This is a genomic window from Acinetobacter sp. NRRL B-65365, from assembly GCF_001605865.1.
GTDB classification, from domain to species: domain Bacteria; phylum Pseudomonadota; class Gammaproteobacteria; order Pseudomonadales; family Moraxellaceae; genus Acinetobacter; species Acinetobacter vivianii.
The window spans coordinates 28459-40530 of the sequence record NZ_LRPD01000027.1 but is presented as its reverse complement, the minus strand read 5'-3'; the positions used below and the strand labels follow the sequence as shown (position 1 = coordinate 40530).

The following is a 12072-nucleotide window of genomic DNA, read 5'->3' as shown; positions in this document are numbered from 1 at the left end:
TATTCATTGTTATTGAGCTAAGCATCGAATGTTTTAAAAACAGGATAAAACAGATTAGCACCGAAATATTTGTTATAATTATTGCAGTTTGATCATTTAGCCGAATCATAGCGATGTCACAAATTTTAAAATTAGATGCTTTAAAACAGGCGCAAGTTTCAACTTCGCCATATCCTTACTTTGTGGTGGAAAATTCAATTGTAGACAGCGAAGTGAAAGCTGTGATTCAGGATTTTCCAAAGATTGAGCAAGGTGGAAGCTATAACATTGAAGATGTTGAGATTAAGCCTAATTTTGATCGTTTCTTAAAATCATTAGATACCAAAGAATTTCGTCAGATTTTAACTGAAAAATTTGATGTGGATGTGATGGAACATCCGATGATGATCACTTTACGTGGTTATTCACGTCAAAAAGATGGTCGTATACACTCGGATTCAAAAACCAAACTTTTGACCATCCTGATTTATTTAAATGAATCTTGGGATGCACCTACAGGTCGTCTACGTATCTTGAATGATGAAAAGAACATGGATGATTATGTTGCAGAGATCGATGCTGGCCCGGGTACATTGGTTGCTTTTAAAGTTACCGATAACGGCTGGCATGGTTATGTCCCTTATGAAGGACAACGTCAATCAATCCAGATTAACTTTTTAACCAGTGATAAAGCCAATGCCAAGCACCGCTTTATTCATGGTTTAAGTGCAAAAATGAAAAAATTATTTGGCTAATATTGGCTGAATAGAAAGAGGAGGGTTGATACCTCCTTTTTTTAACTTTATTTTCGAAGGTGAATACTGAACGAACTATGTGTGCCAACTTTAAACCACTGACAGACGAGCAAGCGAAGCAGCTTGGTTTGCCTCCGATTCCATTTGAATATGTAGAGGAGGTTTATCCAAGCTATAAAACCCCTTTGTTGTTTAAATCGGAACAAGGGTTTGAGTGGCGCAATGTGTTATTTGGTTTGGTACCTAAATGGTCGGAAGATATTAATATTTCCAAGCATACCTATAACGCCCGACATGAAACACTGTTTCAAAAGCCGAGTTTTCTGGAAGCTGCTTCCAAATGTAAGTTTGGCGTCATTCCAGTCACTGAGTTTTATGAAAGTAAGTACATTGATAATAAACCGCAACGTTGGGCAGTACGCCGTAAAGATGGAAAGGCTTTCTTTATTGCGGCGTTATATGAGATCAGAAAGCTAAATGATCAGGTGATCCGCTCAGCCACCATGCTAACGATGGATGCCATAGACCACCCGATGATGAAGGATTTTCATGAACCAGGTGATGTCAAACGATCTGTAGTGGTGATTCCGTATGAGCGTTTAGATGAATGGTTAAGCTTAAAACAGCCCCATCAGCTTTATGATTTTATGAAGGGTTTCCCTGTAGAAGAGTTTGAGTGTCTACATGTTCCCAAAGCAAAAATAGAGAAAGTGACACCGCAGTTAAATATGTTTGATTTTTAATTTTCAAATAAAAAAGGCTTCATGATGGAAGCCTTTTTTTATCTTTTATCATTGTATTAACGTGCAAGATTTTTAAACATATGACGCAGAATTTCCATGGTCTTTTCAATTTGCAATGGTGTTAAACCGTCAAAAGATTGTTCTAGTATGACTGCAGTCAGGTCATTGATCTTGGTAATCATTTCTTGACCTTTCTCAGTAAGATAAACACGAGTAATACGTCCATCTTCCTTGCATGAGTAGGTGTCAATATAACCTTCATCTTTCAGGCGATAAACGATCTTGGTGGTGGTCGACATTTTTGAAATGACCATCTCGGAAAGTTCAGATACGCTGGCATGCGGTTTGACGTGCAAGGCAATCAAAATACGACGACGTGAATTGTCTAGACCGTACTTTTTCAGCACATTGTCGATGTTTTGGACATACTGAGCATTTACTTGAGAAATCCAGTAAAAAGGGAAGTCTTCCAGATTAAATGAATCGGCTGTAGGTAAAAAACGCGCATATTTTTTTGGCATTACTTATTTCCTATGCTTGCACAAGGAGCTAATCCAATTTAGCTCTTAGATTCCATGAAATGTCTACAATTTGCCTGTTAACAAAAATCCTTTTCCTGATTTTTTTAACATCCCATTTTTAACATCTTTGCCTAAAGATAATCTTTAAATTATCTTTGTTCTGAATAGAGAAGTCATCATAAAATTCACATAAATCAGCTATTAAAGATGAACTATCCAGTCGTCTAACCCTAAAGGGAGTTCTACAGTTTCGCATTGCTGCTTGTTTATAGAATACTCGTATTGTAGAAAAAAAATACGAATTTTGACGTGACATTTTTATAAAAATTTCTGTCTAAAATGTCATAAATATATAAAATCAATATATTTATAAAATAAATAACGCTTAAATAAATAGCGAATACATGAGTTTGTCTTGATCAATTGGTTAAAATATAGCACATCAATTTTTTTTAAAAAGATGAATAAATACATTCTTTGTCACACTTTTCTATTAAATTTCTAAAAAATCGAGTGTGTAGTCGGTTAAATAACGTTATTTAAGATGATAGATCCCATAAAAAAACGCACCTAAACAGGATTACAGGTTTAGATGCGCAAAAGTAAACTGGTTGTTGTGTTCGCTTTTTATCTGGTTATGGTCAAATCCGTAATTCATTTTCTAATATGGGCCAGATCTTCTGATGAGATTTCTTGAACATCAGCATATGTCCAATTTGCTTATAACCAAGCTGTTGCGGATTCAGTTCAATTAATTTTGTTTCTGCATTCGGATATAAACGAAGCAAATCTTTAACATTGGTATGTGTGGCAATTTCATCATCTGTTGCCCAGAATGACGTGATAGGGCATTGAATTTGCTGATGATAATCTTCAAAGATACTTTTTCCTATGGCATTCATTACATAACCAGGTTTACTACAAAACTCTGCCCATTGTCGTGCAACATTCTTTGGCAGATTTTCACCCATTCCGATGAATTGGGTCGCGCCATAACCTTTAAAAAAGCTAGAAACAGGAAAAATGACATTGAACATGAGCGGTGCTAGAACTTTGGTTTTACCTTTGAGTCCTTTTACGTGGCCCGTTGAGCCAGCAATAGCTAATACTTTTGCAACCTTGTGATAATTTGATGCAATACCAAGTAATTGCCCTCCAGCACTATGACCTACGATAATGATTTTCTCTGCTTGGGTACGATTCAACAATGCTTCTATCGCAGCAGGAATATCATAAATTCCCCAGTCATTAATACTTGCTGTGGAGTCTTTTAGTGGACCATGTAGTGATTCTCCAATTCCTCGGAAATCAAAACTCAGTACTTGATAACCTTGTTGGTTCAGCCATTCAGCGAATGCATGATAAAAGTTTTTGGTAATTCCTGTTGCCGGGCAGATCAAAACTGGATAGGGCTTATCAGAATGTTCTATTGGGTAGAACTGGGCAGCAAGTTGATAGCCATCTTTACAACTGATCCAAAAAGATTCAACGCTATTCATGGAGAAAACACTCTTATGTATTTATCTTTATACTTTACATAAGTTCCAAAAAGAAACCTGATTAAAAAATGACTTAAAAGTCAAATTTTATGTAATATAGGCGCCTATAAGAAATTAGGATATAGGGAAATAAGATGTATGTTTTAAATACAGCAACACAATTTGCAATTGTATTTAGTGGGATTTTTCTATGGGTGGGGATGCTTACAGGTGTTTGGAAATATTATCAAATCAGACAATCTGAGCTGGCGAGAGCGCATTATTATGTCGATATTGCACATCGGAGTAGTCTGCTTTATGCGCCAGCAAGTCTGATTTTAGCTGTATTAAGCTATTTTACGGTTTTATCGGATGAGATCGTTTTATTCTGTGTGATTGCTAATTTATTCTTTTTTGCGATGTCGATCTTGATGTATATATTGCATGGCTTATTAAAAGATACGACCAATCAATTTAAACAACCGCATAAAGTAGGGCGATTAAATTTACCTGCATGGTGTATGACATTAATGATGCTCAGTTTAATTATTGTCGAGTTAGGCGCTACCACAGTGTTGTTATTCGGGACAATTGCTCAGTTTTTAAATTAAAAAAAATGGATGATTACTCATCCATTCTCCCTAGAGAATTTTTTTGGCGTGCTGCGCTTAACTGTCGAAACTTTCGATCGACGATCGCCCACATACAAAAGGCAACAGAGACAATCAATGCATATGCAAAATATTCGGGTTTTAAATTACCTTTAATTGTGCCTTGAAACAGCAACGTTACCATTAAGGCCAGCGTTGTCGTTGCATATACTATTGTATCATTCGCCTTCAGAGCGTTAATGAAGACTTGCTTGTTGAAATGTATTGATAACATCTCCATCCCTCCTTGTTGTGACGACAAAACCATGCGTTTTTGTCTGAATTGTTTTTTAAGTTGTACTGCTATTTTCTGAGCATTTCAATAGCAAAAAGGGGTATTTTGAAAATAAATTTTGGAATGTACTGATTTATATAACTTTATAGTATTTTTTATATTAATTTATAGTATTTTTTAGTTAAATATTGGTCGATATTTTTACATTATGAAATATTTATGACAGCTATATAAAGTGGTTTATAGCAATCCTTTTAGAAATATCGGCTATCACAAAAGAATAGAAAACAGTGTGATTTTACGCGGTTTTTAACGGATAAAAAAGAAAGATTTGTCGTAAACAAAAAATGAACGTTGGATAAAAGGACATTTTCTGCATAGCTAAAATCATGTTTGGGTAAAACATCACTTTAACGACAAATCATTTTACTTCTTCTGAGCTAAAGCTCGGTCAACTACAATCGCAATCACCAGAACAGCCAATGATGGGAGTAACCATGCAAGGTTCTGTTCATTTAAAGGTAAATGTTGAATAAAGGTTGGGAGTTGTGCTGTAAAACCTGCGGCTTTAATCGCTTCAACAATACCAAAAAGGAAAGCTACGGCTGTTACTGAACCTACGACGATCGAAGGATTATTCCAGCGTTTCCAGAAAAAGCTGAGCATGATCACAACAATTGCTGGCGGATAAATTGCACTGAGTACAGGTACAGAGAATGCAATTAGCTTGGTTAAACCCAGATTGGAAATTAATAACGAGAAGCCAGTAAGAATGAAAACAAGTAATTTATAAGATAAACCTGTTAATTCATTGAAATATTCTGCACAAGCACAGGTCAGTCCAATCGCAGTGACCATACACGCAAGGAAAATCAGACAGGTGAGGAAGTAAGAACCATAATCACCAAATGCATGCTGTACATAAGCATGGAGGATAATCGCACCATTGGCTGCATCAGGTGCAACTTCGTGACTACCTAAACCAAGTTTAAATAAGCTGACATAGACAAGGGTAAGTCCAACACCAGCAATTAAGCTTGCGATAATCGCGTATTTGGTAATGAGTTTGGTATCTGTAACGCCACGAGATTGAATCGCTTGAATAATCACAATACCGAATACCAAAGCACCCAAGGTATCCATGGTGAGGTAACCACTGACGAAACCTTCAGAAACCGGACTGCTTACATAGTTATTCACCGCAGGCGAGATAAGACCTGTTGGAATAGCAAAAGCTGCAATACCTAAAATTGCCAGTGCAATAATTTTTAAAGGTGCAAGTACATGACCTACAGTGTCGAGCAATTTGTTTGGGTACAACGAAACCGCAGTAACAAAAGCAAAATAAACAATACTATAGATAAAGAGACTACTACCTGAGGTACCAAAATAAGGAGCAAAGCCAATTTCATAAGAAACGGTTGCTGTACGCGGAGTTGCGAATAGCGGCCCTACAGTTAAGTAGCAAGCAATGGTGAGCAGTAGGCTAAAGAAACGGCCAAGTGGAGAACTAATGATTTCGATCGAGCCTTTCATACGAGATAAAGCCATGATCGTAATAACAGGTAAACCAACTGCGGTGATTAAGAAACCGAAAGCGGCAAGCCAAACATGTTCACCAGCCTGCTGAGCAACAATAGGAGGAAAGATAATATTGCCTGCGCCAATAAATAACGCAAAGGTCATAAAACCTAAAGCAATGATATCTCCTGTACGAAGTTGATTCATAAAGAGGGAGGCATAAAATAAAAGTGCAAATTTTAGAATAAAAAAGCGTTCATTTGAAACTAATTTATGTGAAAATTGTTTGTTTTTTGACTAAAAAGAAATTATTAAAATCATATAATTAGATGTGGTAAAGCTAATGCATTGAAAAGGTTTTTAAAACTCCGAAAATAAAAAGTGCTGATGTCTTTTCTCAATTAGCTTAATCGAAATTAAATGTAAAATAAAAATGGTCTTTTAGTCTTAAAAAGATTGAAGATTTGCATGCAAGGGCGTACAACTATTGAAATACTTTATGCAGCCCTAATATTTTTGCTTGCATGTGAAATTAATCTGATAGATGAATAAGGAAAATCTCGAATGAGAGCTTCTACTGTGACCATTAAAACTGAACAAGATCTTGAGAAATTAAGAATCTCAGGTCGTTTGGCGGCACAAGTGTTAGAAATGATTGGTGCTTATGTTAAGCCTGGCGTTTCAACTGAATATTTAGATGATATCTGCAATGATTATATCGTGAATACCTTGCAGGTGATTCCAGCCAATGTTGGCTATCACGGTTTTACCAAGACAACCTGTATTTCTGTCAATGAAGAAGTGTGTCATGCCATTCCTTCTGCCAAAAAGATTTTGCAAGAAGGCGATATCTTGAATATCGATGTGGCCGTGATTAAAGATGGCTATTTTGGCGATACCAGCCGCATGTATTTTGTCGGTGAGCCGAGTCCTGAAGCCAAGAAACTGGTTGAAACAACCTACGAAGCGATGTTAGCTGGTATTCATACCGTCAAACCTGGTGCAACATTAGGTGATATTGGTCATGCGATCCAGACAGTTGCCCAAAATGCAGGATATAGTATTGTTCGTGAATATTGTGGTCATGGCATCGGCCGTATCTATCATGAACAGCCGAATATTTTGCATTACGGACAAAAAGGCCAAGGTATGGTCTTGAAAAAAGGCATGGTCTTTACTATTGAACCGATGGTCAATGCAGGCAAGCCACATGTGAAAGAGTTAAATGATGGCTGGACTGTGGTCACCAAAGATAAGTCACTTTCTGCACAATGGGAACATATGGTTGCGGTGACTGATGATGGTTTTGAATTACTTACCCCTTGGCCAGAAGGTACAGGGCATTATCCAGCAGTTTAATTGTATTGCGATACAGCAAAAGGCTCGATGATTAATCGGGCCTTTTCTTTGTTGAGCACTGTGTTAATTGCTCAACCAGATAATCAATAAATACACGTACGGCAGGTAACAAGCCGCGACGAGATGGATAGACTGCATGGAAAACACCATGTGGCGCTGTCCATTCAGGTAGTACAGTCACCAGTTGTCCAGTCTTAACAAAGTCTTGTGCAATGCTGTCCGGTAACAAGGCGATCCCGCAGTTTTGTGTTGCCAGCTCTGCCAACATTAAAAGATTCGATCCCATAATGACAGGATTTACCTTAATCTTTTTCTGCTGATGATCTGGGCCAGTTAACAAGAATTGCTGGTCAAGATGATCTTCGGCCATGCTGATAATTCGATGTTCGGCGAGCTGTTCTGGCGTTGTCAGATTACCAAACTCATTTAAATAGGCTTGACTGGCAAAAAGACGTTGTTCAATCGCTTCAAACTGTCGTAGTACCAGATTCGGATCATCATCTAATTTAGAACGCACTCGTAAAGCCAGATCAATTCCTTCATTAATGACATCGACTCGACGGTTGCTTACCAACATCTGAACACGTACTTCAGGATACTTTTTCAAGAAAGCAGGCAGGATTTTTGCCATTTGGTTCTGGGCAATATCGACAGGCACACTGACTTTAATCACACCACGTGGCTGACTACTTAAATGATTCACCACATCATGTGCTGCTTGCGCTGCATTCATCATGACTTGCGCGTGGCGATAGACATCCATCCCAATATCAGTCACTGCGAAATGACGCGAACTACGCTGAATCAGACGTACGCCAAGTTGTTCTTCGAGGTTATATACCCGACGGCTTAATTTTGATTTTGGAATGTCAGTCGCACGTTCAGCTGCACTAAAACCACCATGCTCAACCACAAGCGCAAAGCAATAAAAATCATCTAAATCCGTTAGCATTACGCTATAAACTCCAGCTTATTGTGTTCAGGTTAAATCATTATAAATGCAATTATTAAACATTTTGGGATAATAATATATCTCGAACCTGTTGATATTCTTTCAATCGTTCAAAATCTTTCACTGTCGGAGTCTGAATCCGCGACAAGTCCATATTGTCTGTGATATCAGCTAATTTAACAACACGTGCAATGGGAATCTGTACAGTCCGTTGGGCCGCTTGTATTCGGGATTCGCCCTCCTGCTTGGTAAGGGCAATAATTGCGTCGATCAAATGTGTCTGAAAACCTAAGCTATAGAGTTCATCAATCGTGGTTGCGGTGTCTTCTAAAATATCATGTAAAACAGCAACGATTTTGTGCTCAATATCTGGCACGTTCAACATGACTCTTAGTGGATGCAGAATATAGGGCGCATTGGCTTTATCCACTTGGCCTGCATGCCGTTCTGCTGCAAGTGAAATCGCCCGTTCAAGTGTTGCCATGATTGAAATCCTCCCATTCAAAAGTATTGAAGATAGATTCAGGCATCATATTCTTTTAAACTGCATGAAACTTTTGATGCTTTATTATTATGTCATACCAACTGATTAACATTGCCGATGCCACCCAAAATATTGCCTGCCCGTATTGCCAGCATGCAGTTTTAGACTGGGATCAGGAACAATATATTCAACCTTGTGAACATACCTTGTTTATGGCAATGGATTTAGGTTTTGAATTTATCGCAGATCGTTTTGATGAGGTTTTGTCACAATCGGTTGATGAAATTCATGAAGATCCAAATATGAATATTTTTGCAACGGTGAGTCAGGCTAATTATCCTGAAATGCAAATTTATAAAGCTGATTTAGGGGTAGAAGGCTTATTTCGCTATGTAGGCTTTAGCCAAAACTAATGACCAACCAATAAAAAAGCCAATCATTTGATTGGCTTTTTGCTTTACGACTTATGCTTCTGGAGCAGGGCTGTACTGTTCAACCAATGGCTTTAATTCACCATTCTGGAACATTTCAAGCATAATATCACTACCACCAATAAGCTCGCCATTTACCCAAAGTTGTGGGAAAGTAGGCCAGTTTGCAATTTGCGGTAAAGTTGCACGAATATCTTGATTTTCTAAGATATTTACATACGCAAATGGACGACCAATTTGGCTAAGTGCTTCTACTGCACGAGCAGAAAAACCACATTGCGGGAATTGTGGAGTGCCTTTCATGTAAAGTAAAACAGGGTGTTTCGCAATTTGATCACGAATTAACGCTACTGTATCACGCGCTTGTTCCGTCATAGATAGATCCTCTACTAATCTCCCTGCATTATACCTAAAAAATGGCGTGACGGAGGATTGCAAAAGATTTTTCTTGTATAAATGTGACTTTAAGCTTTCAATCTATGCAAGTTTTTGCTTATATAACTTTTTTCACCACAACTACCGATAGATTGAGTTTGTTATGACTAATATCACTCTTGCTCCTGTGCAACCTGATCAACCCACACATCTTATGGCTACTTATGGTCGCCAGGCGATCAGCTTTGTACGAGGGCGAGGGGCGTATTTATATACAGCAGATGGCACTGAGTATTTAGATGCATTAACAGGTATTGCAGTATGTGGATTAGGGCACGCACACCCTGTCATTGCTGAAGCAATTGCTGAACAGGCTGCAACTTTAGTACATACCAGTAATTTATTTGAAATTCCTTGGCAAACTGCCGCTGCTCAGAAACTCGCTGAAGTTTCTGGAATGGAAGAAATCTTCTTCTCAAATAGTGGAGCAGAATCTAATGAAGGTGCAATTAAAATTGCGCGTAAATTTGGCTCACAACAAGGCATTGCCAATCCTAAAATTTTAGTGGCAGAGCAATCTTTCCATGGCCGTACACTTGCAACCTTATCCGCAACAGGCAATAAGAAAGTACAGGAAGGTTTCGCACCCTTGGTAGAGGGCTTTGTTCGTGTTCCGTTTGGGGACGTTGAGGCGATTCAAGAAGCAGCTATTACTCATCCAGATATCGTTGCCATCCTGATTGAGCCAATTCAAGGTGAAGGTGGGGTGAATACTGCACCTCAAGGCTTTAGCTATCTGGAAGATGTGCGTGCTTTATGTAATCAGCATAACTGGCTGATGATGCTAGATGAGATCCAGACAGGTAATGGTCGTACAGGCAAATATTTTGCTTATCAGCATACCAATATTATTCCTGATGTCATGACCACAGCAAAAGGTTTGGGGAATGGTTTTCCTGTGGGTGCGGTGATGACACAAGGTAAGGCGGTAGGCCTACTTGGCGCAGGAAGCCATGGTTCAACCTATGGTGGTACAGTGCTGGGTTCACGTGTGGTATATACCGTGCTTGATACATTGGAAAAGGAAAATGCTGTTGAAAATGCTGCAACAGTGGGTGCTTATATTGTTGATCAGTTAAGAGCACAGTTGGCGGATCATCATGTACAGGTGCGTGGTTTCGGGATGATGATTGGTATTCAATTGCCAAAAGATTGTGCTGAGCTGGTTGCAATTGCGCGTGATGAATATAAGTTGATTGTGAACGTGACGGCTGGTTCAGTTGTTCGTTTACTACCGCCTTTGAATATGACGCAAGCGCAAGCCGATGAATTATTGCAACGTCTTGTTCCAGCCATTCAAAATTTTCTAAACGCTTAATCTGTAATAAGTAATAAAAAAGGGCAATTCATTTGCCCTTTTTTGTTTTTGATTAAAATTAACCAGAAATATATTGTTGAAGCTGCTCAATCAGAATGCGCTGATCATCCATCGCTGCTTTTACCAGATCTCCAATTGAAATAAAGCCCACTAACTTTTCTTGATCCAGTACTGGAAGATGACGTAAATGGCGATCGGTCATGAGGTTAAGACATTCTTCTACCGTATGATTAAGACTGACCGAAATGACTTTCGAGGTCATAATATCTGCAACAGGCGTGTTATTTGATGAACGTTCCATTAAGGCAATTTTACGCGTGTAGTCACGTTCAGAGAAAATTCCAACAACTTTTTCATCTTCAGCAACAACCAGAGCACCGACACCTTTATCGGCCATGATCTTAATTGCTTCAAGTACAGTCGCATTTGGTGAAATTGTAAAAATTGATTGTACTGCTTTATTCTTGATGACTTGAGCAACGATTGTCATTGTTTATCCACCTGTGTTGTATTGTCATTTTCATTTAACTTAACGGTATTTTTTTTAATTGCAAAGTGCTAATTTCACTCCAATGATAACTTTTTCTCATAAATGCTCAAAAAGTCATCACTGGCGCTAAATCATGTTTTAAGCAGGTATAACTGCTTCACGGGGCATAAAAAAGAAATGCTGCATTTGCTGTGTTGAGAGCTTAAATTTGCGGTGTGATGAGTTGAATAATGCTGGCTCAACCTGCAAGCGGGTTAAAGTGGGAAGCAATGACTCATGAAAATCCTTAGGAGTGATTTTCCTTGGCGTGTAGTGTTTCCAGTTGGCTTTGGCATAACGATGGGCTTGTACACCATTGAGCCAGAAAGGGAAGACATGACCGTCCTGATCCGATTTGATTGCCCAACCTTCGTGGTAAAGACCCCAAAGTGCACCACAGTACATCATTGTTTTTAGAATTGAAATTTTAATCATCAACTCTCGTGAAACCGGCTGAAAATGGTTAAAGCGATACATTTTATTGAACTAATATTCTTAAACTTATGGTTCATTATAAGAAATCTAGATGTCATTTATGTTTAACAATTGACTAAAATCGTAAGCAAATATTGTAGTTACTTAGAAAATTGAGTGATTAGTTCTTTAATTTTGTAAGCTAAAGCTTTGGATAAAATAGAGTTATTGTGTTTTTATCGGTCGGGAAATTCGATCAAGATAGGGC

The 12072-nt window shown here is 38.3% G+C and carries 15 protein-coding genes; 6 read left to right on the top strand and 9 right to left on the bottom strand.

The window, feature by feature from the left end; genetic code table 11:
- Positions 1–113: 113 nt before the first annotated feature.
- Together AWW72_RS11495 and AWW72_RS11490 are read left to right on the top strand one after the other, a co-directional pair.
- On the top strand, positions 114–734 hold the full coding sequence (locus AWW72_RS11495) for a 2OG-Fe(II) oxygenase (protein ID WP_004772473.1): 621 nt from the start codon (positions 114–116) through the stop codon (positions 732–734).
- Positions 735–811: 77 nt separating this feature from the next.
- Positions 812–1477, top strand: coding sequence for an SOS response-associated peptidase (locus AWW72_RS11490; protein WP_062847426.1), 666 nt, complete (start codon positions 812–814; stop codon positions 1475–1477).
- 56 nt (positions 1478–1533) lie between these two features.
- On the opposite strand, the gene AWW72_RS11485 is transcribed toward AWW72_RS11490, so the two are convergent.
- Positions 1534–1998: a MarR family winged helix-turn-helix transcriptional regulator gene (locus tag AWW72_RS11485; RefSeq protein WP_004772470.1), complete on the bottom strand. Its 465-nt coding sequence runs from the start codon at positions 1996–1998 to the stop codon at positions 1534–1536.
- Positions 1999–2639: 641 nt separating this feature from the next.
- A complete protein-coding gene (locus AWW72_RS11480) occupies positions 2640–3497 on the bottom strand; it encodes an alpha/beta hydrolase family protein (RefSeq protein ID WP_062847425.1) in 858 nt (285 codons plus the stop codon).
- 134 nt (positions 3498–3631) lie between these two features.
- Here AWW72_RS11480 and AWW72_RS11475 point away from each other — a divergent pair, with 134 nt between their 5' ends.
- A complete protein-coding gene (locus AWW72_RS11475) occupies positions 3632–4087 on the top strand; it encodes a hypothetical protein (protein WP_005257874.1) in 456 nt (151 codons plus the stop codon).
- Positions 4088–4100: 13 nt separating this feature from the next.
- Here AWW72_RS11475 and AWW72_RS11470 read toward each other — a convergent pair whose 3' ends face one another.
- Both AWW72_RS11470 and brnQ read right to left on the bottom strand, forming a co-directional pair.
- On the bottom strand, positions 4101–4361 hold the full coding sequence (locus AWW72_RS11470; RefSeq protein ID WP_004772467.1) for a hypothetical protein: 261 nt from the start codon (positions 4359–4361) through the stop codon (positions 4101–4103).
- A 426-nt stretch (positions 4362–4787) separates the two neighbouring features.
- Positions 4788–6089 (bottom strand): branched-chain amino acid transport system II carrier protein, encoded by a 1302-nt coding sequence (gene brnQ, locus AWW72_RS11465; protein ID WP_047427841.1) that lies wholly within the window; start codon positions 6087–6089, stop codon positions 4788–4790.
- A 357-nt stretch (positions 6090–6446) separates the two neighbouring features.
- Between brnQ and map the strand changes: the two genes are divergently transcribed.
- Positions 6447–7241, top strand: coding sequence for a type I methionyl aminopeptidase (map, locus tag AWW72_RS11460; RefSeq protein ID WP_062847424.1), 795 nt, complete (start codon positions 6447–6449; stop codon positions 7239–7241).
- Positions 7242–7272: 31 nt separating this feature from the next.
- Here map and AWW72_RS11455 read toward each other — a convergent pair whose 3' ends face one another.
- The gene (locus AWW72_RS11455) at positions 7273–8193 is read right to left on the bottom strand and encodes a LysR family transcriptional regulator (RefSeq protein WP_062847423.1); all 921 of its coding nucleotides are present in this window, start codon (positions 8191–8193) and stop codon (positions 7273–7275) included.
- A 55-nt stretch (positions 8194–8248) separates the two neighbouring features.
- Positions 8249–8677, bottom strand: a complete 429-nt coding sequence (locus AWW72_RS11450) for a guanosine-3',5'-bis(diphosphate) 3'-pyrophosphohydrolase (RefSeq protein ID WP_062847422.1) — start codon at positions 8675–8677, stop codon at positions 8249–8251.
- A gap of 89 nt (positions 8678–8766) precedes the next feature.
- On the opposite strand from AWW72_RS11450, the gene AWW72_RS11445 reads away from it, so the two are divergent.
- Entirely contained in the window at positions 8767–9090 is a 324-nt protein-coding gene (locus AWW72_RS11445; protein ID WP_004772461.1) for a hypothetical protein, read from the top strand.
- A gap of 51 nt (positions 9091–9141) precedes the next feature.
- Here AWW72_RS11445 and grxD read toward each other — a convergent pair whose 3' ends face one another.
- Positions 9142–9483 (bottom strand): Grx4 family monothiol glutaredoxin, encoded by a 342-nt coding sequence (grxD, locus tag AWW72_RS11440; protein WP_004772459.1) that lies wholly within the window; start codon positions 9481–9483, stop codon positions 9142–9144.
- A 163-nt stretch (positions 9484–9646) separates the two neighbouring features.
- On the opposite strand from grxD, the gene AWW72_RS11435 reads away from it, so the two are divergent.
- Positions 9647–10861 (top strand): aspartate aminotransferase family protein, encoded by a 1215-nt coding sequence (locus AWW72_RS11435; protein WP_062847421.1) that lies wholly within the window; start codon positions 9647–9649, stop codon positions 10859–10861.
- A gap of 58 nt (positions 10862–10919) precedes the next feature.
- Here AWW72_RS11435 and AWW72_RS11430 read toward each other — a convergent pair whose 3' ends face one another.
- A complete protein-coding gene (locus AWW72_RS11430; RefSeq protein ID WP_004772457.1) occupies positions 10920–11351 on the bottom strand; it encodes a CBS domain-containing protein in 432 nt (143 codons plus the stop codon).
- Positions 11352–11489: 138 nt separating this feature from the next.
- Positions 11490–11867: a DUF2750 domain-containing protein gene (locus tag AWW72_RS11425; protein WP_032810616.1), complete on the bottom strand. Its 378-nt coding sequence runs from the start codon at positions 11865–11867 to the stop codon at positions 11490–11492.
- Between the last annotated feature and the right edge of the window lie 205 nt (positions 11868–12072).

What these genes read in the sequence shown, in the direction of transcription:
- AWW72_RS11495 (WP_004772473.1), top strand. Translation starts at nt 114, where the DNA reads ATGTCACAAATTTTAAAATTAGATGCTTTAAAACAGGCGCAAGTTTCA.
- AWW72_RS11490 (WP_062847426.1), top strand. Translation starts at nt 812, where the DNA reads ATGTGTGCCAACTTTAAACCACTGACAGACGAGCAAGCGAAGCAGCTT.
- AWW72_RS11485 (WP_004772470.1), bottom strand. Translation starts at nt 1,998, where the DNA reads ATGCCAAAAAAATATGCGCGTTTTTTACCTACAGCCGATTCATTTAAT.
- AWW72_RS11480 (WP_062847425.1), bottom strand. Translation starts at nt 3,497, where the DNA reads ATGAATAGCGTTGAATCTTTTTGGATCAGTTGTAAAGATGGCTATCAA.
- AWW72_RS11475 (WP_005257874.1), top strand. Translation starts at nt 3,632, where the DNA reads ATGTATGTTTTAAATACAGCAACACAATTTGCAATTGTATTTAGTGGG.
- AWW72_RS11470 (WP_004772467.1), bottom strand. Translation starts at nt 4,361, where the DNA reads ATGTTATCAATACATTTCAACAAGCAAGTCTTCATTAACGCTCTGAAG.
- brnQ (WP_047427841.1), bottom strand. Translation starts at nt 6,089, where the DNA reads ATGAATCAACTTCGTACAGGAGATATCATTGCTTTAGGTTTTATGACC.
- map (WP_062847424.1), top strand. Translation starts at nt 6,447, where the DNA reads ATGAGAGCTTCTACTGTGACCATTAAAACTGAACAAGATCTTGAGAAA.
- AWW72_RS11455 (WP_062847423.1), bottom strand. Translation starts at nt 8,193, where the DNA reads ATGCTAACGGATTTAGATGATTTTTATTGCTTTGCGCTTGTGGTTGAG.
- AWW72_RS11450 (WP_062847422.1), bottom strand. Translation starts at nt 8,677, where the DNA reads ATGGCAACACTTGAACGGGCGATTTCACTTGCAGCAGAACGGCATGCA.
- AWW72_RS11445 (WP_004772461.1), top strand. Translation starts at nt 8,767, where the DNA reads ATGTCATACCAACTGATTAACATTGCCGATGCCACCCAAAATATTGCC.
- grxD (WP_004772459.1), bottom strand. Translation starts at nt 9,483, where the DNA reads ATGACGGAACAAGCGCGTGATACAGTAGCGTTAATTCGTGATCAAATT.
- AWW72_RS11435 (WP_062847421.1), top strand. Translation starts at nt 9,647, where the DNA reads ATGACTAATATCACTCTTGCTCCTGTGCAACCTGATCAACCCACACAT.
- AWW72_RS11430 (WP_004772457.1), bottom strand. Translation starts at nt 11,351, where the DNA reads ATGACAATCGTTGCTCAAGTCATCAAGAATAAAGCAGTACAATCAATT.
- AWW72_RS11425 (WP_032810616.1), bottom strand. Translation starts at nt 11,867, where the DNA reads ATGTATCGCTTTAACCATTTTCAGCCGGTTTCACGAGAGTTGATGATT.